The 25,098-nt window shown below is 65.9% G+C and carries 18 protein-coding genes; 3 read left to right on the top strand and 15 right to left on the bottom strand.

Annotation, left to right across the window (positions count from 1 at the left end):
• Positions 1 to 40 precede the first annotated feature (40 nt).
• The 10 genes from ihfB to ACSX1C_RS07315 all read right to left on the bottom strand — a co-directional run bounded on the left by ihfB (position 41) and on the right by ACSX1C_RS07315 (position 13,808).
• Positions 41 to 325 carry an integration host factor subunit beta gene (gene ihfB / locus ACSX1C_RS07270; RefSeq protein ID WP_369959547.1) on the bottom strand — a complete coding sequence of 95 codons (285 nt, stop codon included), beginning with the start codon at positions 323 to 325 and terminating at the stop codon, positions 41 to 43.
• 229 nt (positions 326 to 554) lie between these two features.
• Complete coding sequence (gene rpsA / locus ACSX1C_RS07275; RefSeq protein ID WP_318645939.1) at positions 555 to 2,237, bottom strand: 30S ribosomal protein S1; 1,683 nt, start codon at positions 2,235 to 2,237, stop codon at positions 555 to 557.
• 148 nt (positions 2,238 to 2,385) lie between these two features.
• The gene (gene cmk / locus ACSX1C_RS07280) at positions 2,386 to 3,075 is read right to left on the bottom strand and encodes a (d)CMP kinase (RefSeq protein ID WP_318645938.1); all 690 of its coding nucleotides are present in this window, start codon (positions 3,073 to 3,075) and stop codon (positions 2,386 to 2,388) included.
• Positions 3,072 to 5,279 (bottom strand): bifunctional prephenate dehydrogenase/3-phosphoshikimate 1-carboxyvinyltransferase, encoded by a 2,208-nt coding sequence (locus tag ACSX1C_RS07285; protein WP_439889380.1) that lies wholly within the window; start codon positions 5,277 to 5,279, stop codon positions 3,072 to 3,074. The genes cmk and ACSX1C_RS07285 overlap by 4 nt, the downstream gene beginning before the upstream one ends.
• Positions 5,280 to 5,320: 41 nt before the next feature.
• A complete protein-coding gene (gene hisC / locus ACSX1C_RS07290) occupies positions 5,321 to 6,430 on the bottom strand; it encodes a histidinol-phosphate transaminase (RefSeq protein ID WP_439888877.1) in 1,110 nt (369 codons plus the stop codon).
• 90 nt (positions 6,431 to 6,520) lie between these two features.
• Positions 6,521 to 7,627 (bottom strand): prephenate dehydratase, encoded by a 1,107-nt coding sequence (pheA, locus tag ACSX1C_RS07295; protein WP_318645936.1) that lies wholly within the window; start codon positions 7,625 to 7,627, stop codon positions 6,521 to 6,523.
• The gene (serC, locus tag ACSX1C_RS07300; RefSeq protein WP_439888878.1) at positions 7,627 to 8,712 is read right to left on the bottom strand and encodes a 3-phosphoserine/phosphohydroxythreonine transaminase; all 1,086 of its coding nucleotides are present in this window, start codon (positions 8,710 to 8,712) and stop codon (positions 7,627 to 7,629) included. The genes pheA and serC overlap by 1 nt, the downstream gene beginning before the upstream one ends.
• 94 nt (positions 8,713 to 8,806) lie before the next feature.
• Positions 8,807 to 11,560 (bottom strand): DNA gyrase subunit A, encoded by a 2,754-nt coding sequence (gene gyrA, locus ACSX1C_RS07305; RefSeq protein ID WP_439888879.1) that lies wholly within the window; start codon positions 11,558 to 11,560, stop codon positions 8,807 to 8,809.
• A 223-nt stretch (positions 11,561 to 11,783) separates the two neighbouring features.
• Complete coding sequence (gene mtnA / locus ACSX1C_RS07310) at positions 11,784 to 12,860, bottom strand: S-methyl-5-thioribose-1-phosphate isomerase (protein WP_439888880.1); 1,077 nt, start codon at positions 12,858 to 12,860, stop codon at positions 11,784 to 11,786.
• A 132-nt stretch (positions 12,861 to 12,992) separates the two neighbouring features.
• The gene (locus ACSX1C_RS07315; RefSeq protein ID WP_439888881.1) at positions 12,993 to 13,808 is read right to left on the bottom strand and encodes an IclR family transcriptional regulator; all 816 of its coding nucleotides are present in this window, start codon (positions 13,806 to 13,808) and stop codon (positions 12,993 to 12,995) included.
• 192 nt (positions 13,809 to 14,000) lie between these two features.
• On the opposite strand from ACSX1C_RS07315, the gene ACSX1C_RS07320 reads away from it, so the two are divergent.
• From ACSX1C_RS07320 to ACSX1C_RS07330, 3 genes are all read left to right on the top strand, one after another.
• The gene (locus tag ACSX1C_RS07320; RefSeq protein WP_439888882.1) at positions 14,001 to 15,665 is read left to right on the top strand and encodes a GMC family oxidoreductase; all 1,665 of its coding nucleotides are present in this window, start codon (positions 14,001 to 14,003) and stop codon (positions 15,663 to 15,665) included.
• A 67-nt stretch (positions 15,666 to 15,732) separates the two neighbouring features.
• On the top strand, positions 15,733 to 17,058 hold the full coding sequence (locus tag ACSX1C_RS07325) for an MFS transporter (RefSeq protein WP_439888883.1): 1,326 nt from the start codon (positions 15,733 to 15,735) through the stop codon (positions 17,056 to 17,058).
• A 133-nt stretch (positions 17,059 to 17,191) separates the two neighbouring features.
• Positions 17,192 to 18,112: an IS1595 family transposase gene (locus tag ACSX1C_RS07330; protein ID WP_439888884.1), complete on the top strand. Its 921-nt coding sequence runs from the start codon at positions 17,192 to 17,194 to the stop codon at positions 18,110 to 18,112.
• Between the two features lie 424 nt (positions 18,113 to 18,536).
• Here the strand turns inward: ACSX1C_RS07330 and ACSX1C_RS07335 are convergent, their stop codons facing one another.
• The 5 genes from ACSX1C_RS07335 to ACSX1C_RS07355 all read right to left on the bottom strand — a co-directional run bounded on the left by ACSX1C_RS07335 (position 18,537) and on the right by ACSX1C_RS07355 (position 24,816).
• Positions 18,537 to 20,975 carry a GcvT family protein gene (locus ACSX1C_RS07335; protein WP_439888885.1) on the bottom strand — a complete coding sequence of 813 codons (2,439 nt, stop codon included), beginning with the start codon at positions 20,973 to 20,975 and terminating at the stop codon, positions 18,537 to 18,539.
• Positions 20,976 to 21,022: 47 nt separating this feature from the next.
• A complete protein-coding gene (locus ACSX1C_RS07340) occupies positions 21,023 to 21,901 on the bottom strand; it encodes an ABC transporter permease (RefSeq protein ID WP_439888886.1) in 879 nt (292 codons plus the stop codon).
• Between the two features lie 3 nt (positions 21,902 to 21,904).
• On the bottom strand, positions 21,905 to 22,672 hold the full coding sequence (locus ACSX1C_RS07345) for a taurine ABC transporter ATP-binding protein (RefSeq protein ID WP_439889381.1): 768 nt from the start codon (positions 22,670 to 22,672) through the stop codon (positions 21,905 to 21,907).
• 130 nt (positions 22,673 to 22,802) lie between these two features.
• A complete protein-coding gene (locus tag ACSX1C_RS07350) occupies positions 22,803 to 23,816 on the bottom strand; it encodes a taurine ABC transporter substrate-binding protein (RefSeq protein ID WP_439888887.1) in 1,014 nt (337 codons plus the stop codon).
• A gap of 397 nt (positions 23,817 to 24,213) precedes the next feature.
• The gene (locus ACSX1C_RS07355; RefSeq protein WP_439888888.1) at positions 24,214 to 24,816 is read right to left on the bottom strand and encodes a helix-turn-helix domain-containing protein; all 603 of its coding nucleotides are present in this window, start codon (positions 24,814 to 24,816) and stop codon (positions 24,214 to 24,216) included.
• Positions 24,817 to 25,098: the final 282 nt, after the last annotated feature.

The following is a 25,098-nucleotide window of genomic DNA, read 5'->3' on the forward strand; positions in this document are numbered from 1 at the left end:
TCGACCAGGAGGCTCACCGAGAAGAGAAGGAAGCAGAGCCCTATTCGTCCTCGTTCACCCGGTCACGCAGCTCTTTGCCCGGCTTGAAATGCGGCACGAACTTGCCGTCCAGACGCACAGACTGGCCCGTCTTGGGATTGCGACCGATCCGCGGCGCCCGGTAATGCAAGGAGAAACTGCCGAAGCCGCGAATCTCGATGCGATCACCCGTGGCCAGCGCCTGGGACATCTGCTCCAGCATGGTCTTGATCGCCAGCTCGACATCCTTGGAGGACAACTGCCCCTGATGGGTGACAATTCGTTCGATCAACTCCGACTTCGTCATGGTTTTCCCTTCTTTTTCAAGCGGCTAGACCACTCTATAGAATGGTTTTAGCATGCTGGTCAGCATTTGAACAGCCCAAAAAACAAGGTGTTAGCGATGCTGGCCGAGCATTCCAGACTCGATTCGCGAGTTGCCGGCAGATAGAGCGCCACTCTCCTCGCCCCCTCGGATTAAATCGCAAGCACAAAAAAGGGCGACCGAAGTCGCCCTTTTTCAAGATCACCCGAACTTAGTTCTGGTTTTCCATCTGCGCACGAATCAGATCACCGATGGTGGTCGGACCGGAAGTTTCGACTTCCTGCTTGCTGCGCATTTCCTTGATCGCCTCCTTCTCGTCCTCGACGTCCTTGGACTTGATGGACAGGCTGATCACGCGGCTCTTGCGGTCAACGCTGATGATCTTGGCTTCGACTTCTTCGCCTTCCTTCAGCACGTTGCGCGCGTCTTCGACGCGGTCACGGCTGATTTCGGAGGCCTTCAGCGTAGCTTCGATGTCGTTGCCCAGATCGATGATGGCGCCCTTGGCGTCAACTTCTTTCACGGTACCGCGAACGATGGTGCCCTTGTCGTTGAGCGACACGTAGTTGGAGAACGGATCGTCTTCCAGCTGCTTGATGCCCAGGGAGATGCGCTCGCGCTCCGGATCGACGGAGAGGATGACGGTTTCCAGCTCGTCGCCCTTCTTGAAACGACGTACGGCTTCTTCGCCCACTTCGTTCCAGGAGATGTCGGACAGGTGAACCAGGCCGTCGATGCCGCCGTCCAGACCAATGAAGATACCGAAATCGGTGATCGACTTGATGGTGCCGGAGATCTTGTCACCCTTGTTGAACTGGCTGGAGAAATCTTCCCACGGGTTGGTCTTGCACTGCTTGATACCCAGGGAGATACGACGACGCTCTTCGTCGATGTCCAGAACCATGACTTCCACTTCGTCGCCAACCTGAACGACTTTCGACGGGTGGATGTTCTTGTTGGTCCAGTCCATTTCGGAAACGTGCACCAGGCCTTCCACGCCCTCTTCCAGCTCTGCGAAGCAGCCGTAGTCGGTCAGGTTGGTCACGCGCGCCATGACGCGGGTGCTCTCCGGGTAACGGGCCTTGATGGCGACCCACGGGTCTTCGCCCAGCTGCTTCAGGCCGAGGGAGACGCGGTTGCGCTCGCGATCGTACTTCAGGACCTTGACGTCGATCTCGTCGCCAACGTTGACGATCTCGGACGGATGCTTGATGCGCTTCCAGGCCATGTCGGTGATGTGCAGCAGGCCGTCGACGCCACCCAGGTCCACGAACGCGCCGTAGTCGGTGAGGTTCTTGACGATACCCTTGACCTGCTGGCCTTCCTGCAGGGACTCCAGCAGAGCCTCGCGCTCGGCGCTGTTCTCGGCTTCCAGCACGCTGCGGCGGGAAACGACAACGTTGTTGCGCTTCTGGTCCAGCTTGATGACCTTGAACTCGAGCTCTTTGCCTTCCAGGTGGGTGGTATCACGCACCGGACGGACATCGACCAAGGAACCTGGCAGGAACGCACGGATGCCGTTAACGTCGACAGTGAAGCCGCCCTTAACCTTACCGTTGATAACGCCCTTGACCACTTCCTCGGCGGCGAAAGCTGCTTCCAGAACGATCCAGCACTCGGCGCGCTTGGCTTTTTCGCGGGACAGCTTGGTTTCACCGAAGCCATCTTCAACCGCGTCCAGCGCGACATGGACTTCGTCACCGACCTTGATGGTCAGCTCGCCTTGTTCGTTGAAGAACTGCTCGAGCGGGATGACGCCCTCGGACTTCAGGCCGGCATGCACGGTGACCCAGTCACCGTCGATGTCGACCACGATGCCGGTGATGATGGCACCCGGCTGCATATCGAGGGATTTCAGGCTTTCTTCAAATAGTTCTGCGAAGCTTTCGCTCATGTTGATTCCTGTTGATTCAGGGCAGGGAATCTGCCCAATCCACACTCCAGACAATGTGGGTTCGTTCATGTAAAAAGAGGCCTGCGGGACTAGGACTGGTCTCCCGCATGCCTCCTTGTCGAGCCCTTCGGCCTAAGCCGCAGCTCTTTCACCCGGCGAGGTCGCGATCGGCGACTTCGCGCAGAATACGTTCAAGCACCTGCTCTATCGAGAGTTCGGTGGAATCCAACTGGATCGCATCGGCGGCCGGCTTGAGCGGCGCCACGGCGCGTTGGGTGTCGCGCTCGTCGCGCGCACGAATCTCGTCGAGAAGACTCGCGAGATTAACATCATCGCCCTTGGCCTTCAACTGCAAGTAGCGGCGCCTGGCACGCTCCTCGGCACTGGCGGTGAGGAAGATCTTCAGCGGCGCGTCGGGGAACACCACGGTGCCCATGTCGCGGCCATCGGCCACCAGCCCGGGCAGCTCCTGGAACGCCCGCTGGCGCTGCAGCAGCGCCTCGCGCACGGCCGGCAGCGAGGCCACCTGCGAGGCACCGGCGCCGATCTGTTCGTTGCGGATCAGGTCGGTGACGTCCTCGCCCTCGAGGATGATGCGCTGCCCCTGGTCATCGGTGGCCGCATTGAACTGCACGTCCAGATGGGCGGCGAGCACCTTCATCGCCTCCTCGTTGGTCAGATCCACCCCGTGGTTGCCCGCCGCGAAGGCCAGCAAACGGTACAGGGCGCCGGAGTCCAGCAGGCTCCAGCCCAGCTGCCGGGCCAGCAGGCCGGCGATGGTGCCCTTGCCCGAACCGCTCGGTCCGTCGATCGCGATCACCGGCGCCACGGCAGTCATGACTTACCCTCCTCGGCGACACGGATGCCGACCTGCGCGGCCAGCGCGAGGAAGTTCGGGAAGGAGGTGGCGACGTTGGCACAGTCATGGATGCGAATCGGCGCACTGGCGCGCAGCGAGGCCACGCTGAAGGACATGGCGATGCGGTGGTCGCCGTGGCTGTAGACCTCGCCCCCGCCGATGCCGCCGCCCTCGATGACGATGCCGTCCGGGGTCGGCTCGGCCTTGATCCCCAGCGCCTGCAGGCCGTCGGCCATGACCTGGATGCGGTCGGACTCCTTGACCCGCAGCTCCTCGGCGCCGCGCAGCACGGTGCGGCCCTCGGCGCAGGACGCGGCGACGAACAGCACCGGGAACTCGTCGATGGCCAGCGGCACCAGGTCTTCCGGGATGTCGATGCCCTTGAGTTTGGCCGAACGCACGCGGATGTCGGCCACCGGCTCGCCGCCCACCTCGCGCTGGTTTTCCAGGCTGATATCGCCGCCCATCAGCTTGAGGATGTCGATCACCCCGGTGCGGGTCGGGTTGATGCCGACATGCTCCAGCACCAGTTCGGAATCCTCGGCGATGCTACCGGCGACCAGGAAGAAGGCCGCCGAGGAGATATCCGCCGGCACCTCGATGCGGGTGGCCACCAGTTTGTGTCCGGACTCGACTGTCGCGCTGCTGCCCTCGACCGTCACCGGGTAGCCGAACCCCTGCAGCATGCGCTCGGTATGGTCGCGGGTCGGCGCCGGCTCGATCACCGTGGTCGAGTTCGCCGCGTAGAGCCCGGCGAGCAGCAGGCAGGACTTCACCTGGGCGCTGGCCATGGGCATCTGATAGGTCATGCCGCCCAGGCGGCGGCCGCCGCGGATGGTCATGGGCGGACGCCCCTCGGCGGCGGTCTCGATCTCCGCGCCCATCTCCCGCAGCGGCTTGGCCACCCGGTTCATCGGCCGCTTGGACAGCGAGGCGTCGCCGGTCAGGGTGGTGTCGAAGGGCTGCGCGGCGAGCAGGCCGGCAAGCAGACGCATGGAGGTGCCGGAGTTGCCCAGGTAGATGGGGCCGGGGGGCGCCTGCAGGCCGTGCAGGCCGACGCCGTGGATGGTCACCCGGCCGTGGTGCGGGCCCTCGATCACCACGCCCATGTCGCGGAAGGCCTGCAGGGTCGCCAGGGCATCCTCGCCCTCGAGGAAGCCTTCCACCTCGGTGGTGCCTTCGGCCAGGGAGCCGAGCATGATCGAGCGGTGCGAGATGGATTTGTCGCCGGGAACGCGAATCCGTCCGGTCAGTTTGCCACCAGGGTTAGCCAGGAAAATCAGATCGTTCGAGTGCATAGCGTCCACATAGGCCCTGCGGGCCAGAATTTTGCCGAAATGCTCGCGGGCCACCCGGGCGCGGGTGAACACGCCCAGCAGTTGATGCCCGTCCCCAGCGTCGACCGCATCGCGCAGGGCGTCGAGGTCGTCGCGAAATACGTCCAGGGTGTGCAGCACGGCCTCGCGGTTGGCGAGGAAGATGTCGTGCCACATCACCGGGTCGCTGCCGGCAATTCGCGTGAAATCGCGAAAGCCGCCGGCGGCGTAGCGGAATATCTCCAGATTCTCGCTGCGTTTGGCCAGCGAGTCGACCAGACCGAATGCCAGCAGGTGCGGCAGATGGCTGGTGGCGGCGAGCACCTGATCATGGTGCTCGACCTGCATCTGCTCGACATCGGCGCCCAGCTCGCGCCACAGGGCATCGACCAGCACCAGAGCCCGCTCGTCGCTGCGCTCGCAGGGAGTCAGGATCACCTTGTGCCGGCGGAACAGTTCTCCGTTGGCCGCCTCGACGCCGCTCTGCTCGGAACCGGCGATCGGATGGCCCGGCACGAAACGCACCGGCTTGTCGACGAAGGCCAGGCGCGCGGCGCGCACCACATTGCCCTTGGCACTGCCGACATCGGTGAGTACCGCATCGCCGAGCTCGAGCCCGGCCAGCTGGCCCAGCAGCTTCTCCATGGCCAGGATGGGCACCGCCAGCTGAATCACCTCGGCCCCCTCGCAGGCGATGGCCAGCCGCTCTTCGCAACGGTCGACCACCCCCAGCTCGACGGCCATGCGCCGCGACTCGGGATCCAGATCGACGCCCACCACCTCGCGACACAGGCCGCGCTCGCGCAGGCCCTTGGCGAAGGAGCCGCCGATCAGGCCGAGGCCGATCACCACCAGGCGACCGATCATCGGGGCTGCGGACTGGGTAACGGCACCGGCCTTGACCTCGCTCACGCGCCCAGCACCTTGGCCAAGGACGCGAGGAAGCGGCTGTTCTCCTGCTCCGTGCCGATCGACACCCGCAGATGATGGGGCATGCCATAGCCGGCCACCGGGCGAACGATCACCCCTTCGCGCAGCAACGCCTGGTTGAGCGCGGCGGTATCGCGGCCAAAGTCCACCGCGATGAAGTTGCCCCGCGACGGAATCCAACTCAGCCCCAGGGCGCGCAAGCCCTCCTCCAGCTGCGCCATGCCGGCGTCGTTGGCCTGGCGGCTACGCTGCAGGTAGTCGTCGTCATCCAGCGCGGCGCAGGCCGCAGCCAGGGCCAGGCTGTTGACGTTGAAGGGCTGGCGCACGCGATTGAGCACCTCGGCGACCTGCACGGAACTGACGGCGTAACCGACCCGCAACGCCGCCAGGCCATAAGCCTTGGAGAAGGTGCGCGATACCAGCAAGTTCGGGTATTGAGCCAGGTAGTCGAGGCCATTGGGCAACTCGTCGCCCCGGGCATACTCGATATAGGCCTCGTCCAGCACCACCAGCACGCTCTCCGGCACCCGGGCGAGGAAGTCGCTCAACGCCTGCGGGCCGAACCAGGTGCCCGTGGGGTTGTTGGGGTTGGCGACGAACACCACGCGGGTCTGGTCGTCGATGGCCGCCAGCATGGCCTCCAGATCGTGACCGAAGTCCCTGGCCGGCACCGCCCTGCCCTCGGCGCCGACCGCCTGGGTGGCGATGGGGTAGACGGCGAAGGCGAACTGGCTGAACACCGCATTCAGCCCCGGCGCCAGGTAGGCGCGGGCGACCAGGTCGAGCACATCGTTGGAACCGTTGCCGAGGGTCACCTGAGCGGCCTGCACGCCGCAGCGCTCGGCCAGGCGGCGCTTGAGCTCGAAGCCGTTGCCGTCGGGATAGCGGGTCAGCTCGGCCAGCTCGCCACGAATCGCCTCCAGCGCCTTGGGGCTGGGGCCCAGGGGGTTTTCGTTACTGGCCAGCTTGACGATGCCGGCCGGGTCGAGATTCAGCTCGCGCGCCAACTCGTCGACCGGCTTGCCCGGCACGTAGGGCGACAGCTTCTGTACGCCTGGCTGGGCCAGGGCGAGGAAATCACAGCTCATTGCTTGCCTCTTGTCGATCCGCCCCGCACAAGCTGTGCGTCGCGATGGAGTCGCCGCAGGCCCGGAGCAGCGCCCGGGACGAGCACCGGCCTAGAGCACCGCCTTGGGGTAGGAGCCCAGCACCTTGAGCGCCACGGCTTCCTGATTGATCTTCTCCAGCACGTCCTTGATCAGCGGATCGCGGTGATGGCCGACGAAATCGATGAAGAACACGTAGGTCCACTTGCCGCTGCGCGACGGCCGGGTCTCGATACGGGTCAGGTCGATGCCGTTGTTGTGGAAAGGCACCAGCAGTTCGTGCAGCGCGCCCGGCTTGTTGCGCATGGACACGATGACCGAGGTCTTGTCGTCGCCGGTCGGCGGCACTTCCTGGCTGCCGATGATGAGAAAGCGCGTGGAGTTGTCCGGGCGGTCCTCGATCTTCTCCGCCAGCTTGGTCAGACCGTAGAGGTTGGCCGCCATGTCACCGGCGATCGCCGCCGAATTCCACTCGCTCTTCACCCGCTTGGCCGCATCGGCATTGCTCGACACGGCCACGCGCTCGACGTTCGGGTAGTGCGCATCCAGCCACTTGCGGCACTGGGCCAGGGACTGGGCGTGGGAGTAGATGCGGGTGATCTTGTCGGTCTTGGTGGTTTCGCCGACCAGCAGGTGGTGGTGGATGCGCAGCTCGACCTCGCCGCAGATGACCATGTCGTGCTCGAGGAAGCTGTCCAGGGTGTGGTTGATCGCCCCCTCGGTGGAATTCTCCACCGGCACCACGCCGAAGTTGACCGCGCCTGCGGCCACCTCGCGGAACACCTCGTCGATGGCCGCCATCGGCACGCTGATCACCGCGTGACCGAAGTGCTTCATCGCCGCGGCCTGGGAGAAGGTTCCCTCGGGGCCGAGGTAGGCGACCTTGAGCGGGTTCTCCAGGGCCAGGCAGGAGGACATGATCTCGCGGAACAGCCGCGCCATCTCCTCGTTGTCCAGCGGCCCCTTGTTGCGCTCCATGATGCGCTTGAGCACCTGGGCCTCGCGCTCGGGGCGGTAGAACACCGGCTTCTCGCCTTCCGGCAGGGCCTTCATCTTGACCCGTGCGACCTCCTCGGCGCAGCGCGCACGGTCGCTGATCAGCTCGAGAATCTTCTCGTCGAGACTGTCGATGCGCAGGCGCAGGGCCTGCAGTTCCTGCTCGGAGATTACTTCCGTCATCAGCCGTGCTCCTTCTCGAACTCGGTCATGTAGGCCACCAGCGCCTGCACCGCGTCGAGGCCCACGGCGTTATAGATGGAGGCGCGCATGCCGCCGACCGAGCGGTGGCCCTTGAGGTTGAGCAGGCCACGGGCCTCGGCGCCGGCGAGGAACGGCTGATCCAGGCGCTCGTCGGCCAGGCGGAACGGCACGTTCATCCAGGAGCGGGCGTTATGACTAATAGGGTTGCTGTACAGCTCGCTGCTGTCGATGACCCCGTACAGCAGGTCTTTCTTGGCACGGTTACGCTGCTCCATCGCCTCGACGCCACCCTGCTCCTTGAGCCACTCGAACACCAGGCCCGACAGGTACCAGGAGAAGGTCGCCGGAGTGTTGTACATCGAGCCGTTGTCGGCGGCGACCTTGTAGTTGAGCATGGTCGGGCAGGCACTGCGGGCGCGGCCGAGCAGGTCCTCACGGACGATCACCACCACCAGGCCGGAAGGACCGATGTTCTTCTGCGCACCGGCATAGATCAGGCCGAACTTCGACACATCGATCTCACGCGAAAGGATGTCCGAGGACATGTCCGCCACCAGCGGTACCTCGCCGACCTCGGGAACCCAGTCGAACTCCAGCCCGCCGATGGTCTCGTTCGGCGTGTAGTGCAGGTAGGAAGCGCCCTTCGACAGCTGCCACTCGTTCTGCCCGGGAATGGCGAAATAGTCGTAGGCCTTGGCACTGGCCGCCACCTTGACATTACCGAAGCGCCGCCCCTCTTCGATGGCCTTCTTCGACCAGATGCCGGTGTCGACGTAATCGGCCACGCCCTCTTCGGGCAAAAGGTTCAGCGGGATCTCGGCGAACTGCTGGCTGGCGCCGCCCTGGAGGAACAGCACCTTGTAGTTCGAGGGGATGGCGAGCAGCTCGCGCAGGTCCTGCTCGGCCTTGGCGGCGATGGCCATGTACTCATCGCTGCGATGGCTCATCTCCATCACCGACAGGCCCTTGCCCTGCCAGTCGAGGAGCTCCGCCTGGGCGCGTTGCAGAACAGCTTCCGGAAGCGCGGCCGGGCCGGCGCAAAAATTAAAGGCTCGCTTGCTCACATCCACTCTCGCTCAAATGTTGCGCGGACAGGCCCGTCATGGACATCCGCCGATTCCTACGCCGCGACGGGCGGGAGCATCCCGCCCAGGCGCATCATTCCTCGCCGAGCGGGCTCTCGTCGGCCGCCCCACCTTCCGTCTCGGCCGCCATCGCGGCCATGGTCTCGTCCTCGTCCAGTTCCTCGTCCTCTTCCGCAGACGGCTCCTGCACGCGCTCCAGGCCCACCAGCTTCTCGTCCTTGGCCAGCTTGATCAGGGTCACGCCCTGGGTATTGCGCCCCAGGCTGGAGACCTCGCCGGCGCGGGTACGCACCAGGGTGCCCTGGTCGGAAATCAGCATGATCTCCTCGCCGTCGAGCACCTGCACCGCACCGACCAGCGGGCCGTTGCGCTCGTTGCTGACCATGGCGATGACGCCCTGGCCGCCGCGCCCGCGGCGCGGGAACTCGGCCATCTCGGTGCGCTTGCCGTAGCCGCGCTCGGAGGCGGTGAGGATCTGCGCGCCGGGCTCGGGAATCAGCATGGAGATGATCTGCTGGCCTTCGGCCAGGCGCATGCCGCGTACGCCGCGGGCGGTACGGCCCATGGTGCGCACGTGCTTCTCCTTGAAGCGGATGACCTTACCGCCGTCGGAAAACAGCATCACCTCACGGGCACCGTCGGTGACGGCGGCGGCGATCAGGGTGTCGTCCTCGTCCAACTTCAGGGCGATCAGGCCGGTGCTGCGCGGTCGGCTGAACTGCACCAGCGGGGTCTTCTTCACCGTGCCCTTGGCGGTGGCCATGAAGATGTAGGCGCCGGTCGGCTCGTCCTGCTCATCGTCGCCCGTTTCGCCATCGCCGTCCTCGACCACTTCGCCTTCGATCACCTCGCCTTCCAGCGCCTCATCCAGCTCGTCTTCGTTGCCGGCACTCTGCTGCAGGGCTTCCAGGTCGATCTGCAGCATCGCGGTGATGCGCTCGCCCTCGTCCAGCGGCAGCAGGTTGACCAGCGGGCGGCCACGGGCGGCGCGGGAGGCCTCGGGAATCTCGTAGGTCTTCAACCAGTACACCTTGCCCTTGCTGGAGAACAGCAGCAGGGTGGCATGGCTGTTGGCGACCAGCAGGTGTTCGATGTAGTCCTCGTCCTTGATCCCGGTCGCCGACTTGCCCTTGCCGCCGCGGCGCTGGGCCTGGTAGGCGGCCAGCGGCTGGCTCTTGGCATAGCCGCCGTGGGAGATGGTCACGACCCGCTCTTCTTCGGTGATCAGGTCGGCCAGGGTCAGGTCCAGGCGGGTGTCGAGGATCTCGGTGCGACGGGCATCGCCGAACTCGGCCTTGACCGCTTCCAGCTCCTCGCGGATCACCTCCATCAGACGCACCGCGTCGGTGAGGATGCGGATCAGCTCGCCGATCTGGGTGAGGATCTCCTGGTACTCGGCCAACAGCTTCTCGTGCTCCAGGCCGGTCAGGCGGTGCAGGCGCAGGTCGAGAATGGCCTGGGCCTGCTCCGGCGACAGATGGTACTTGCCGTCGCGCAGGCCGTACTGCGGGTCCAGGTCCTCGGGGCGGCAGGCCTCGGCGCCGGCGCGCTCGACCATGGCCTCCACCGCGCTGGATTCCCAGGGCGTGGAGACCAGCGCCTCCTTGGCTTCGGCCGGGGTCGGCGAGGCCTTGATCAGGGCGATCACCGGGTCGATGTTGGACAGCGCCACCGCCTGGCCTTCGAGGATGTGCCCGCGCTCGCGCGCCTTGCGCAACTCGAACACGGTGCGCCGGGTCACCACCTCGCGGCGGTGCAGGATGAAGGCCTCGAGCATGTCCTTGAGGTTGAGCACCTTCGGCTGGCCGTCGATCAGGGCCACCACGTTGATGCCGAACACGCTCTGCATCTGGGTCTGGGCATAGAGGTTGTTGAGGATCACCTCCGGCACCTCGCCGCGGCGCAGCTCGATGACGATGCGCATGCCGTCCTTGTCCGACTCGTCGCGCAGCTCGGTGATGCCCTCGAGCTTCTTCTCCTTGACCAGCTCGGCGATCTTCTCGATCAGGCGCGCCTTGTTCAGCTGGTAGGGCAGCTCGGTGACCACGATCTGCTGGCGGCCGCCGACCTTGTCGATGTCCTCGACCTCGGCGCGGGCACGGATATAGATGCGCCCCCTGCCCGTGCGATACGCCTCGATGATGCCGGCGCGGCCGTTGATGATCGCCGCGGTCGGAAAGTCCGGGCCGGGGATGTACTGCATCAGCTCGTCGACCGTCAGCTCGCTGTTGTCGATCAGCGCCAGGCAGCCGTCGATGACCTCCGAGAGGTTGTGCGGCGGGATGTTGGTGGCCATGCCCACGGCGATACCGCTGGAGCCGTTGACCAGCAGGTTGGGAATCTTGGTCGGCATGACCGCGGGGATCTGCTCGGTGCCGTCGTAGTTCGGCACCCAGTCCACGGTTTCCTTGTGCAGGTCGGCCAGCAGCTCGTGGGCCAGCTTGGTCATGCGCACTTCGGTGTAGCGCATGGCCGCGGCGTTGTCGCCGTCCACCGAACCGAAGTTGCCCTGGCCGTCGACCAGCAGGTAACGCAGGGAGAACGGCTGGGCCATGCGCACGATGGTGTCGTACACCGCCGTGTCGCCGTGGGGGTGGTACTTACCGATCACGTCACCGACCACACGGGCGGACTTCTTGTACGGCTTGTTCCAGTCGTTGCCCAGCTCACTCATTGCGAAGAGTACGCGACGGTGCACGGGCTTCAAGCCATCGCGCGCATCCGGCAGGGCCCGCCCGACGATCACGCTCATCGCGTAGTCGAGGTAGGACTGCTGCAGTTCGTCTTCGATATTGACCGGGAGGATTTCTTTGGCCAGTTCGCCCATGAGTAGCCTGGTTCCTTTTTCTGGTGAAACTCCGCCCCATTCATCCTGAACGACGCGAAGCTTGCCGCCGTGGCCCTAGGCCAGCAACGACTCACGACAAATCAATGAGTTATGCCATGTATCTGCGCAGTCGAGGCGCCCGCGGAGGGCACCCCTGAAAACCGCCGGAGTGTACCACAATCACCGCCCCGCACCTATCCCCAGGCCCGGCCCGGGCAACCACTCAGTGCAGGCGCTTGCGACACATGAGCTGGGCCATCTTCGCCGCGTCCGGACGCTCCACCACGCCCTTTTCGGTGACGATGAAGTCGATCAGGTCGGCAGGGGTCACGTCGAACACCGGATTGACCGCGTCGACGCCCGCCGCCACGTGCTTGCCGCCCACCTCCAGCAGCTCGCGACCGTCGCGCTCCTCGATGGGGATGTCCTCGCCACTCTCCAGGGCCATGTCGATGGTCGAGCTGGGCGCCACCACCATGAAACGCACGCCGTGGTGCATGGCGTTGACCGCCAGCTGGTAGGTGCCGATCTTGTTGGCCACGTCGCCGTTGGCGGTGATGCGGTCGGCGCCGACTATGACCCAGGTGATGCCCTTGGTCTTCATCAGATGGGCCGCCGCCGAATCGGCGTTCAGGCTCACCGGCACCCCCTCGTTGGCCAGCTCCCAGGCGGTCAGGCGCGAGCCCTGCAGCCAGGGCCGGGTCTCGTCGGCATAGACGCGTTCGACCAGGCCATCGAGGTAGGCGGCGCGAATCACCCCCAGCGCGGTCCCGAAGCCGCCAGTGGCCAGCGCCCCGGTATTGCAGTGGGTCAGCAGGTTCTGCTGGTTACCCTGGTGCTTGCGGATCAGCTCGACGCCGAGCTGCGCCATGGTCAGGTTGGCCTCGCGGTCGCTCTGATGGATGCCATGCGCCTCGGCCTCCAGCGCCAGCAGCGGGTCCTCGCCCTCCTTCAAACGCTCCAGGCGCTCGCGCATGCGATTGAGCGCCCAGAACAGATTGACCGCGGTCGGCCGCGAATCGGCCAACACCTGGAAGTCCTCCTCCAGCGCCGCGCGCCAGTCGCCGCCCGCCGCCAGCCGCGCCCGAGCGCCCAGCACCAGGCCGTAGGCGGCGCTGATGCCGATGGCCGGCGCACCGCGCACCACCATCGCCCGAATCGCCTCGGCCACCTCGGCAGCCGAGCGATAGGCGTGCCAGACTTCCTCGAGCGGCAACACGCGCTGATCGAGCAGATGCAGCGCACCCTCGCGCCACTCGATAGCCTTGACCTTCTCGGCCGCCAGCAATTGCTCGCGCATGACCCACCTCGCAGTCCCAAAGAAAAAGCCGATCATTATACGCACATGCCCGGCGCCCCAAGCCATATCGACGCCACCACCGGGAGGCGCCACCTCAACGCACCAAACTAGCCGCCCGCCAGCGCCGCCCCCTCAGGCACCGGCTTCCGGCAGGGCGAAGGACTCGGCCAGTTGGGCGGCAGCAGCCTGTAGCTGCGGTACGTAGTCGAGCAGCTCGTTGAGGCTCTTGCGCGCCGTGGGCGCATGGCAGGCCAGGCCGGCCACGCAGTGGCCCTCGGCATTCCTGATCGGCACCGCCACGGCCACCATCCCCCTGACGAACTCTTCGCTGTCGATGCCCACGCCGCGGGCGTGGATGCGGCCCAGCTCGCTCTCCAGCAGGTCGAGTTCAGTGATGCTGCGGTCGGTCTGCGGACTCAGCTCGAGCCCCGCGAGCAGCGCGCGGCGGCGCGCCGCCGGCATCTCGGCGAGGAACAGCTTGCCGCTGGCCGTGCAGTGCAGCGGCACATGGGTGCCGGGCTGGACGTGCAGGCGCAGGGGCTCGCTGGTTTCGACACGATCGATGTAGATCACCCGATCGCCGTCCAGGGCCGTCAGGTTGCAGGTCTCACCCAGTTCGCGCACCAGCGCCCGCAGCACCAGGCGGTGCCGCTGCAGCACCACCTCGTTGCGCAGCAGCCGCAGCCCCAGACGCCCGGCCCGCGGGCCGAGCAGATAGGTCTTCTCGTCCACCTCGCGCAACAGAAAGCCGAGCCGCTCCAGCGCCCCCAGCAGGCGCAGCAGCGTGGCCTTGGGCGCATCCAGGCGCTCGCTCAGCTGGGCGAGCGACAAGGGCCCGTCGGCCGTGGCGACTATCTCCAACAGCAACAGGGCACGCAGGCTGCGATCCGGGCCGCTGCCGGCGTCACCGGAGACCACTCCTGATAATTTTGAATCATTTTGTTCCATTATCAAAAAATCCGCATCGAGTTGAGTATCGAGCCAAGCCATTAATTTACAAGAGAATACCCTGACATTCCGGCGCAAAATTGGCGAGTGGCCTCACTCGCCTCCTGCGGCTGGCACCACAAAAATGGACCGCTCTGTTCTACTTTAATCCTGCTGTTCGGTTTCACGCCTATAAAAACAAGAGGATTTCGAATGTCACGCGCCTATGACTTCGTCGTTGTCGGTGCCGGTTCCGCCGGTTGTGTGCTGGCGAATCGACTCAGCGAGAACGGACGATACAGCGTTTGCCTGCTCGAGGCCGGACCTGCGGATCGCTATCCGTGGATCCACATCCCGATCGGCTACGCCAAGACCATGTTTCACCCCGTCTACAACTGGGGCTTCTACACCGACCCGGACCCCGGTATGAACGGCCGCCGCATCTACTGGCCGCGCGGCCGGGTGTTCGGCGGCTGCAGCTCGATCAACGGCCTGATCTACATTCGCGGCCAGCGCGAGGATTACGATGCCTGGGCCCGCGCCGGAAACCAAGGTTGGAGCTGGGACGAGGTGCTGCCCTACTTCCGCCGCGCCGAATGCAACGACCTCGGCCCGGGCCCCACCCGCGGCACCGACGGCCCCCTGTCGGCCTCGAGCATCAAGGCACGCCACCCGCTCACCGAGAGCTTCATCGCGGCGGCCAACGAGCTCGGCATCCCCCGCACCGAGGACTTCAACGGCGGCGACCAGGAAGGCGTCGGCTACTACCAGCTGACCACCCGCAACGGCCTGCGCTGCAGCACCGCGGTGGCTTACCTGCGCCCCGCCAAGCGCCGCGCGAACCTGACCATCGAGGCCCTGGCCCATGCGGAAAAGGTACTGTTCGAGGGCAAGCGCGCCGTCGGCGTGCGCTACCGCCAGAACGGCCAATCGCTGACCGTGCGCGCCCGCCGCGAGGTGATTCTCAGCGCCGGTGCGCTGCAGTCGCCGCAGCTGCTGCAGCTGTCCGGCGTCGGTCCGGCCGAGCTGCTCGCGCAGTTCGGCATCGCCCCGGTGCAGGTCCTGCCCGGGGTGGGCGAGAACCTGCAGGACCACCTGCAGATTCGCCTGATCTACGAATGCAGCCAGCCCATCACCACCAACGACGACCTGCGCTCGCCATGGCGCAAGCTGCGCATGGGCCTGCAATGGCTGCTCACCCGCAGCGGGCCCTTGGCCATCGGCATCAACCAGGGCGGACTGTTCACCCGGGCCCTGGCGCAAAGCCGCACCCCGGACATCCAGTACCATTTCGGCACCCTCAGCGCCGACTCCGCCGGCGGCAGCGTGCACCCCTTCTCCGGCTTCACCCTGTCGGTCTGCCAGCTGCGCCCGGAGAGCCGCGGCCATGTGCGCATCACCTCCACCGACCCGCTGCAGCCGCCGTCGATGCAGCCCAACTACCTGTCCACAGAACTGGACCGCCAGACCGTGATCGCGGCGGTACGCCTGACCCGCCGCCTGGCCGAGACGGGACCGCTCAAGCGCCTGATCCGCCGCGAGTACCGTCCCGGCAGCGAGCAGCAGAGCGACGCGCAGATCCTCGAGTTCTGCCGCCAGTACGGGGCGACCATCTTCCACCCCTCCGGCACCTGCAAGATGGGCAACGACCCCCTCGCGGTGGTCGATGCGCGCCTGCGCGTGCACGGCCTGCAGGGGCTGCGCGTGGTCGACTGCTCGATCATGCCGACCCTGGTCTCGGGCAATACCAACGTCCCGGTGGTGATGATCGCGGAGAAGGCCAGCGCCATGATCCTCGAGGACTGCCTGCAGCCCGGCGCCCAGGTGCCCACGGCAAGCGCCGCGGCGGCCCCCGAGCTGCACACGCTCGCCTCCTGAGCGGACCTCAAGCGGGGGCGCGCCCGCGGCGCCGCTTCTGCCCAGCCCAACACATAGGAATACTGACATGTCCACGCCCAACCCCGTGCGCAAGGTCGTTATCGCAAGTGTCATAGGCGCCACCATCGAGTGGTACGACTTCTTCCTCTACGGCGTCGTCGCCGGCATCGTGTTCAACCAGCTGTACTTCCCGGCCGACGACCCGCTGGTGTCGACCATGCTGGCCTACGGCACCTTCGCCGTCGGCTTCCTCAGCCGCCCCATCGGCGGGGTGATCTTCGGCCACTTCGGCGACAAGATCGGCCGCAAGAGCATGCTGGTCATGACCATGATGATCATGGGCGTGGCCACCTTCCTCATCGGCCTGGTGCCCAGCTACGACAGCATCGGCATCTGGGCGCCGCTGATCCTGCTGCTGCTGCGCATCTTCCAGGGCATCGGCCTGGGCGGCGAATGGGGCGGCGCGGTGCTGATGGCCTTCGAGTACGCGCCCAAGCACCAGCGCGGCTTCTACGCCAGCCTGCCGCAGATCGGCCTGGCCATTGGCCTGTGCCTGGCCTCGGGGGTGGTGGCGATCCTGTCCTACAGCCTGAGCGACAGCCAGTTCCTCGACTGGGGCTGGCGCATCGCCTTCCTGCTCAGCGCCGCCCTGGTCTTCCTCGGCACCTGGATCCGCCTGAACGTGATGGAGAGCCCGGAGTTCGCCAAGGTCAAGCAGGCCAACGCCGAGGCCGCCATTCCCTTCGTCGACATGATGAAGCGCTATCCGAAGAACGTGCTGGCCGGCATGGGCGCGCGCTACATCGACGGGGTGTTCTTCAACGTGTTCGGCGTGTTCTCCCTCAGCTACCTGACCCAGACCCTCAACCTGCCGCGCTCCGAGGCGTTGATCGGGGTGATGGTCGCCGCGGTGGTGATGTGCTTCACCATCCCGCTGTTCGGCGCCCTGAGCGACCGCATCGGCCGGACCCGGGTGTACTTCTGGGGTTCGCTGATCACCGCGGCATCGGCCTTCCCGGCCTTCTGGCTGATGATGACCAGCGCCGGCGACATGTTCCTCATCTGGATGGCCATCGTGATCCCCTTCGGCATCTTCTACGCCGCAGTCTACGGCCCGGAGGCCGCGCTCTTCTGCGAGCTGTTCGACGCCAAGGTGCGCTACACCGGGATCTCCTTCGTCTATCAGTTCTCCGGCATCTTCGCCAGCGGCCTGACCCCGATCATCGCCACGGCGCTGATGCGCAGCAGCGACGGCCAGCCCTGGACCACCTGCCTCTACGTGCTGGCGGTCGGCGCCATCAGCGCCTACAGCGTCTGGTGGATCGGCCGGCGCAAGGGCGAGCAGGTGACTCCCGAGGAGGTCGGCGTGGCCGCCCGCTCCGTCGCCTCCTGACCGCCCACCTGCTAGACCCCGCCCTTCGCCCGGCGCCCTGCCGGCCGGAGGGCTTTTTTCTTGGCTATGTCCCAATGATGTGTTGCAAGAACTAGTCTGAAAGGCAGGCATCCGCTCGGGAGGTCTGCCCATCATGGACACTCAAGCCTTTCACCACTGGCTGGCTCAACTAGGCCAGCTCAGCCCCCAGCAGAAATCCACGCTTCATCAAGCCCTGCAGAGCCCGCCCACAACAGCGGTGCTTGATGACCTGCCGGCGCTGCAGAGTTGCCCGCATTGCCAGGCCGCCGCGAGATACCTCGCGCCCTGGGGATGGTCGCGTGGTCTGCGTCGCTATCGCTGCCGTAGCTGCCGACGGACGTGTACCGCGTTGTCGGCAACCGGCCTTGCCCGCCTGCGCTACCCCGAGCGCTGGAAAGACTATGCCCAGGCACTGATTAATGGGCTGAGCGTGCGCAAGGCTGCCAAGGTGTGCGGCATCAGTAAGAACACCGCGTTTCTCTGGAGGCACCGTTTCCTGGCGGCAGCCGCCGAGCATCACGCCACCCATGAGACCGGGATTGTCGAAGTGGATGAAACGTTCTTTCTGGAGTCATTCAAAGGTCAGCGACGCTTACCGCGGCCGCCGCGTAAACGGGGCGGGGTCAGCGTGACCCGCGGCACGGGGAAAGACCAAATCCCGGTGATGGTGGTGCGCGACCGGGAGGGGCATACCGCTGACTTCACACTGGCCAAGCTCGATGCTGTGCATGTACGCAAAGCGCTGGCGCCGCTGATCGATCAGGAGTCCGTGCTGTGCACTGACGGAGCGGCGGTCTATGCCAGTTTCGCCCGGGTGCAGGGCATCACCCATCAGGTCGTGCATGCCCGCCCCGGCCAGCGCGTGCGCCAGGGCGCCTTCCATATCCAGAACGTCAATGCCTACCACAGTCGACTGAAGAACTGGATGACCCGCTTTCATGGCGTGGCCACCCGCTACCTCCCGAACTATCTGGGCTGGCGCCGTATGCTGGAGCGCTATCAGCACGGCATTCCGCTGATGGGCGGGCCATAGCACTGTTGTCAGGTGGGATATCGCATGATGCTAACCAGGTCCCGACTCGGCATGGGCCGGCCCGGCATGGGCCGCCCGTCGGCTCGAATCGCCCTGCCAGGGCGCAGCCCCTGTCACGCCGCCGGACGACGGCTGCGTGATGCGATGAGCAAGGGTGGCGGCGGCGAGCGCCCGGACAACGGCTGGCGACAGCCCGTTGCGCCCGCCTCATGCCCCAAGCGGCTGTGGGGCAAGCGACGGGGCATCGCGGCCGGGGCGCCGCGAGCGATGCCACAGGAGCGCGGGGCACAACGGAAAATGGCCCGCCGGCCAGTCGAACCCGAACCGTCGTGGCGACGGCCGATGATTCTTCGGGCCAGCGAGCCATGCGGCCTGGCTGGGATGGGAACGGCCCGGCTCCCGGGGGAGCGGGCCGCCGTGGGCCTCAGCCCTCGTAGTTACCGCGCGGGCGCAGGTTCTGCGGATCGAAGGCCGGCGCCTGGATCACCCGGGCCGCGCGGTGCTGACCGAGGATCAGCACGCTGAGCGCGGTGCCGACCGCGGCCTGCTCGGCCTGCACATAGGCGAACGCCAGGCTCTTCTGCACGCAGTGGCCGTAGCCACCCGAGCTGACCACGCCGACCACCTGGTCGCCGGCCAACACCGGCTCGAAGTTGAAGGCATCGGTACCCTCGGCATCGACCTCCAGGTAGGCCAGCTGGACCTTCACGCCCTGCTCGCGCTGTTGCACCAGCGCCTCGCGGCCGACGAAATCGCGGCCCTCGGTCTTGACGAAGAAGCCCAGCTTGGCCTCCAGCGGGGTGTTCTCGCAGGTCAGCTCGTGGCCCCACATCGGATAGGCCTTCTCCAGGCGCAGCGAGTCCATCGCCCGGGTGCCGAAGTTGCGCATGCCGAACTCGGCACCCGCCTCGACCAGGGCATCGTACAGCCCCAGCTGGTACTCGATGGGGTGGTGCAGCTCCCAGCCCAGCTCGCCGACATAGTTGACCCGCAGGGCCCGTACCGGGGCGCCGGCCACGGCAATTTCCTGGGCACTGAGCCAGGGGAAGGCCGCGTTGCCCAGGTCGCTGGAGGTCAGCTTGCGCAGCACCTCGCGGGCCTTGGGACCGGCCACCACCAGGGTGCCGTAGCGCGCGGTGAGGTCATCGAGGCGCACCGAGCCATCGGCCGGCAGGCGGCGACGCAGCTCGTCCCAGTCGTGAACCTGGGCGGCGGCGGCGCTGATCAGATAGAAACGCTCGGCAGCCAGGCGGGTGATGGTGAACTCGCCGAGGATACGTCCCGAGTTGGACACCATGTAGGTCAGGGCAATACCGCCCACCTCAGCTGGCAGGCGATTGGTCGACAGCCGCTCCAGATAGGCAACGGCACCCGAGCCCGACACCTCGAACTTGGCGAAGGCCGACAGGTCGAGCAGGCCGACCCGCTCGCGCACCGCGCGGCACTCCTCGCCGACGGTCTCGAACCAGTTGCTGCGGCTGTAGCTCAGTACGTCGCGCGGTTCCATGCCGGCCGGGGCGAACCAGTTGGCGCGCTCCCAGCCGAAGCGGGCGCCGAACACCGCGCCATTCTCCTTCAGCCGGCTATAGATCGGCGTGGTCTTGGCCGGGCGTGCCGCCGGGCGGTTCTCGTATTCGTAGGGCAGGCCGTTGGCGTACTCGTGGGCATACACCTCGGTGGCCTTGGCCACGGTATAGCGCGCATTGGCGTAGTCGCCGAAGCGACGCGGGTCCAGCTCGTTGAGATCGATTTCCGGGTGGCCGTCGAGGATCCACTGCGCCATGAAGTGGCCGGCGCCGCCGCCCTGGACGATGCCGAAGTTGAAGCCGGAGCAGACGAAGTAGTTGTCGAAGCCGGCCACCGGGCCGATCAGCGGATGGCCGTCCGGGGTATAGGTGATCGGGCCGTTGATGACGGTCTGCACGCCGGCTTTTTCCAACAGCGGCATCTGCTCCATGGCCGTGGCGATGATGTCCTCGAGGCGGTCCAGCGAGGGTTCGAACAGCTCCTGGCCGAAGTCCGGCGGCACGCCGTCGGTCCAGCACGGCAGGCCGCCGGGCTCGTAGGGGCCGAGGATGAAGCCGTTGCGCTCCTGGCGCAGGTAGTAGGACACGTCCGGGTCGCGCACCATGGGCAGCTCGCGGCCGCAGTCGGCGACTTCCGACAGCCCCTCGGTCACCAGGTACTGGTGCTCCATCGAGGCGATCGGCAGCTGGTGGCCGATCATCGCGGCGATCTCGTTGGCGCGGAAGCCCGCGGCGTTGACGATGATTTCCGCGGTGATGCTGCCCTTGGCGGTCTCCACCTGCCACAGGCCGTCGGCCGTGCGGCTGATGGCGCTGACAGGGCTGTTGCGGTAGATCTGCGCGCCCAGGTCGCGGGCGCCCTTGGCCATGGCGTTGGTCACGCTGGTCGGGTCGATGTGGCCGTCGTCCGGGTCCCACAGGCCGCCCACCAGGTCGTGGCTCTCGAGGAACGGATGGTACTGCTGCAGCTCCTCCGGCTCGAGCAGCTTGAAGTTCAGGCCGCAGGCGTCGGCCATGCCGGCGACCCGCTGGAACTCCTGGAAACGCTCCTGGGTGTGGGCCAGGCGCAGCGCGCCGGTCTTGTGATGGCCCACCGCCTGGCCGGTCTCGGCTTCCAGGCGCTGGTACAGGGCGATGCTGTACTGCTGCAGGCGCATCACGTTGAGGCTGGTGCTGAAGTGCGGCAGGTTGCCTGCCGCGTGCCAGGTCGAGCCGGCCGTCAATTCGGTGCGCTCCACCAGGGCGATGTTGGTGCAGCCTCTCTTGGCCAGGTGGTAGAGCGTGCTCACCCCGGCAATGCCACCGCCGATCACCAATACTTTTGCATGAGTCATCATGTCTTTCTTCTCCGAAAACGGTCTCAGGAAATCTGTTGAACTGAGGCTCAGCTGCGGCCCTTGCTCTTCCAGGGGATCAGCTTCTGCTCAAGGCGGCGCATGCACAGGTCGATCATGAAGCCGACCACGCCCATCAGGATCACCCCCATCAGCACGATGTCGGTGTTCAGATAACGGCTGGCGTTGAGCACCATCCAGCCCACGCCGGAGGTGGCGGCGACCATCTCGGCGGCCACCAGGGTGCCCCAGCACACACCCATGGCCACGCGCATGCCGGTGAAGATCTCCGGCAGGGCATTGATCAGGATGACGTGGCGCAGGATCTGCCAGCGGCTGGCGCCCAGCGAGTAGGCCGCGTGAATCTTCTCGATGGCCACGCTGGCGACGCCGGCGCGGGCGCTGATGACGATGATCGAGAAGGTCGCCAGGAACAGCAGCAGCACCTTGCCGCTGTCGCCGATGCCCATCCAGATGATCACCAGCGGCACATAGGCCAGCGGCGGCACCGGACGGTAGAACTCGATCAAGGGGTCCATCCAGCCCTTGATGACCTTGTTCAGGCCCATGCCGAGGCCGACCGGAATGCCGAACAGGCAGCCCAGGCCGAAGCCCGCCAGGACCCGGTACAGGCTGATGCCCAGGTGCTCGGCCAGGGTGAAGCCCTTGTAACCCTCGGTCGAGATCTGCACGAACTTGTCGAACACCGCGCTCGGGCTCGGCCAGAACAGCGGCGGCACGATCTCGGCCATGGCCACCAGCTGCCAGACCAGGGCCACGGTCAGCACCGAGATCAGCCCGTAGATGGCGCCGCCCTGGACCGCGGCCGGGTCGCCGAAGGTGACGGTCTTGCGCTGGGCCAGGCCGTCGGTGTTCCACAGCCGGTACAGGAAAAACATGCGTTTCTTGCTTACGTTGGCTTCAGACATGATTCATACCCCTGCTGGCGAGTGCTGCTCTTCCATCGACCAGATCATCTCCAGCACCTCCTCGCGGACCGCGATGAACTCGCGACTGGACTTGATCTCGCGCGGGTTGGCGTCGCATCCCGCGGCGGCGAACGGCAGCTGAAATTCCTTGACGATGTGCCCCGGTCGCGGGGCCATCACCACCAGGCGGGAGCCGAGGAAGATCGCCTCCTCGACGCTGTGGGTGATTACGAACACCATCTTGCGGGTCTCCTGCCAGAGCTTGAGGACCAAGGTCTGCATCTTTTCCCGGGTCAGCGCGTCCAGTGCGCCGAGGGGTTCGTCCATCAGGATCACATCCGGGTCGTTGGCCAGGCAGCGGGCCAGCGCCACCCGCTGCTGCATGCCCCCGGACAGGTTGTAGATCGGCGTATCGCGAAAGCCGTGCAGGCCGACCAGGCCGAGCAGCTCGTCGACCTTCGCGGCGCACTGGCGGGCATCGACGCCGGCCATGCGCGGGCCGAAGTTGATGTTCTCGCCGACGCTGAGCCACTCGAACAGCGCGCCGTGCTGGAACACCATGCCGCGATCCTGACCCGGCCCGCTGATCTCGCGGCCGTCGACCAGAACCTTGCCCGCCGTCGGGCTGAGGAAGCCGGCGATGATGTTGAGCAGGGTGCTCTTGCCGCAGCCCGATGGACCCAGGACGGTGACGATGTCCTCCTGGCTCATGGAGAAGTTGATATTTTCGAGCGCCCTGACCGGCTGGCCATCGCTGCCGTCGTAGGTCATCGACACGCCCTTCACACACAATTCACTCACAGCCTTTCCCCTTGCAGACGAATGTCATGGAACCCTTAGGCAGGGCAGGTAGCCGGGCCAGATCCCGCGCTCGCGCGGTCGAGCCCGGCCGCCTGCTGCCCTAGGGAGCGGTGGAGTTGCTGTAGTAGCCGGCCTTGACGTAGGGGCCGTAGTCGTCCAGCGCCTTGTCCAGCTCGCCGTTGGCGACCATCACGTCGGCTACGCCCTTGAGGAAGGTGGGCACGTCCTTGCCCAGCCAGGCATCGCTGAGCTGCTCTTCGCGCTGGGGGAAGCCGAACTTGGCCATGATCGAGCGGGTCTGCTCCTCGGAGATACCGGCCTTCTTGCTGATGATCGTCGTCGCCTCGGCGCTATTGGCCTGGTAGAAGTCGGTGGACTTGTCCACCGTGGCGAGGAACGCGGAGACCTTCTCCGGGTTCTGCTTGGCGAAGTCACGGTTGACCACTATCACGTCGAAGACCTTCAGCCCCCAGGACTCCTGCTCCTTGGTGCTGACCAGCAGCTCGCCGTTCTCCAGCATGCTGGACAGGGCCGGCTCCCAGCCGCAGCCCATGTCCACGTCGCCACGGCTCATGGCCGCGGCCACATCCGGCGGCGCCATGTCGACCACCTTCAGGGCGCCGACATCCACGCCGATGTTCTCGAAGGTCTTCAGCATCTTGTAGTGCGACACGGTGCCGAACGGCACGCCGACCGTCTTGCCCTTGAGGTCGAGCGGCGAGGCGATGCCGCTGCCGTTGCGCACCACGCAGTTGTCGTTCTCCGAATAGGTCACCGCGACCCCGACCAGGTCCAGCGGGGCGCCCTGGGTGACGGCGATCACGAAGGGGATGACCCCCATCGAATAGGCGACCTGCACATCGCCCGAGAGCATCGCCGCCGCCATGGCCGCACCGGTGTCGAACTCGCGGAACTGTACATCCATGCCCACTGCTTCGTTGAACCAGCCCTTCTCCTCGCCGACCTGGTGGGTGGTGGGCCAGCCTGGAAAGTAGGCGACCGTAAGGTCTTCGGCCTGGGCGTATGCCCCCATCACCAGCGCCAGCACGGAGCCACAGAGGCCCCTACACAGCATCCGCCCGGGAGCGCTGCTGGATTTACGGTGGTAGCTCATAACGTGTTCCTCACTGTTTATATTGTTATCAGAGAGTTCAGTGCGGCAGTTGAAGGCCATGCAGCCACGCCACGAGCAAGAGACTATCAGAAAAAAATAATTCAAAAATGAAAATTACAAATTAATTTTCACTTTAAAGCCGGTTTTTTATGCATTTTCCCTAATGCACATGAAAAACAACCACTTAGCCGCCCCCCAGCCGGCTCGACCCTGGCCTGGGCTCGGCTGGAGGGAATGGGCGGGACAGGGACGCAGCCGGCCGGGCGAGCAGGACGACACGCCGCCGGGCGGCCGGGAGTCCGAAGGAAGGGAGGCTGGGGGGACGGGGAATGTCGCGGTGGGAGGTCGCGGCACCGGGCCGCAGCGCGGCGCGAGGCCGCCGGGGCCGGCGCCCCGGTCAGTATTCGACGCCGGTCATCACCCAGATCACCCGGGTCTCGACATCGCCCGGGTTGTAGATCAGGTGCGGCTCGTCGCCGGTGATGGCGAAGCTGTCGCCGGGGCCGAGGAGGAAGGTGCGCTGGCCGATCTTCAGCTCCAGGGTGCCGGCCTCGACATAACCGGCCTCCTCGCCCTTGCGCTGGCGCGGCTCCTTGCCGCCGCTCGCGCCGGGGGCCAGGCGCGTCATGATCAGCAGCAGCTGGCCGCTCAGGCGGGGCGACAGCAGTTCCTCGCGCACCCCGATACCGGAGAAGGTCATCGAGCGCCGGTGATCGGCACGCACGAGGTACTCGCGCTCCTCGCTGGGAATTTCATCGTCCCCCTGGAAGAACCAGCTGACCCTGACCCCCAGTATCTCGCTGATCGCCTGCAGCACCCCGATCGGCAGGGACGAAACGCCGCGCTCGACCTGGCTCAGGTAGCCCACGGAACGATCCAGTTTCTCCGCCAGGGTCGCGAGGGTGATCCGCTTCGATTTGCGCAGATCACGGATCTGCCGGCCGATCCGCAGACTCTCGGGGTCCGTTGCGTTGTCCTTGGCGGGAAGTGGCTCTGACATGAGGAATAGCTTGCTCTGTGACATTTGAGTGGACAAAGCATAGCAGAAACCCTGTCTCATTAAAAAATCAGGTTTTTTTTCATGGGTGCATAGTTATCGGCCGCGGATGAAATTAGCGCCGGCCCGTCCCGTGCCACCGGCGCTCGGCTGGCGTCCGGCCAAGAGAGCCGCCGCCGTCGGCGACGGGCGGCGAGCGGACCTGGCGCGGCCCTGCGGCGCGCCGGACAAGGCGGCCGAAAATCGCCTGCCGGCACTCTTGTCAAGCCGGACGCCTTGGTGCAG

It is taken from the genome of Pseudomonas sp. MBLB4123 (assembly GCF_051904775.1).
Lineage (GTDB): Bacteria > Pseudomonadota > Gammaproteobacteria > Pseudomonadales > Pseudomonadaceae > Aquipseudomonas > Aquipseudomonas benzenivorans_B.

Bases quoted from the DNA above. Each gene is read 5' to 3' on its own strand.
- ACSX1C_RS07345 (WP_439889381.1), bottom strand. From the start codon at position 22,672: ATGACCTACGACGGCAGCGATGGCCAGCCGGTCAGGGCGCTCGAAAAT.
- ACSX1C_RS07325 (WP_439888883.1), top strand. From the start codon at position 15,733: ATGTCCACGCCCAACCCCGTGCGCAAGGTCGTTATCGCAAGTGTCATA.
- ACSX1C_RS07350 (WP_439888887.1), bottom strand. From the start codon at position 23,816: ATGAGCTACCACCGTAAATCCAGCAGCGCTCCCGGGCGGATGCTGTGT.
- ACSX1C_RS07315 (WP_439888881.1), bottom strand. From the start codon at position 13,808: ATGGAACAAAATGATTCAAAATTATCAGGAGTGGTCTCCGGTGACGCC.
- ACSX1C_RS07330 (WP_439888884.1), top strand. From the start codon at position 17,192: ATGGACACTCAAGCCTTTCACCACTGGCTGGCTCAACTAGGCCAGCTC.
- rpsA (WP_318645939.1), bottom strand. From the start codon at position 2,237: ATGAGCGAAAGCTTCGCAGAACTATTTGAAGAAAGCCTGAAATCCCTC.
- ACSX1C_RS07320 (WP_439888882.1), top strand. From the start codon at position 14,001: ATGTCACGCGCCTATGACTTCGTCGTTGTCGGTGCCGGTTCCGCCGGT.
- ACSX1C_RS07340 (WP_439888886.1), bottom strand. From the start codon at position 21,901: ATGTCTGAAGCCAACGTAAGCAAGAAACGCATGTTTTTCCTGTACCGG.
- gyrA (WP_439888879.1), bottom strand. From the start codon at position 11,560: ATGGGCGAACTGGCCAAAGAAATCCTCCCGGTCAATATCGAAGACGAA.
- ACSX1C_RS07285 (WP_439889380.1), bottom strand. From the start codon at position 5,279: ATGATCGGTCGCCTGGTGGTGATCGGCCTCGGCCTGATCGGCGGCTCC.
- ACSX1C_RS07355 (WP_439888888.1), bottom strand. From the start codon at position 24,816: ATGTCAGAGCCACTTCCCGCCAAGGACAACGCAACGGACCCCGAGAGT.
- ACSX1C_RS07335 (WP_439888885.1), bottom strand. From the start codon at position 20,975: ATGATGACTCATGCAAAAGTATTGGTGATCGGCGGTGGCATTGCCGGG.
- cmk (WP_318645938.1), bottom strand. From the start codon at position 3,075: ATGACTGCCGTGGCGCCGGTGATCGCGATCGACGGACCGAGCGGTTCG.
- mtnA (WP_439888880.1), bottom strand. From the start codon at position 12,860: ATGCGCGAGCAATTGCTGGCGGCCGAGAAGGTCAAGGCTATCGAGTGG.
- hisC (WP_439888877.1), bottom strand. From the start codon at position 6,430: ATGAGCTGTGATTTCCTCGCCCTGGCCCAGCCAGGCGTACAGAAGCTG.
- ihfB (WP_369959547.1), bottom strand. From the start codon at position 325: ATGACGAAGTCGGAGTTGATCGAACGAATTGTCACCCATCAGGGGCAG.
- pheA (WP_318645936.1), bottom strand. From the start codon at position 7,627: ATGACGGAAGTAATCTCCGAGCAGGAACTGCAGGCCCTGCGCCTGCGC.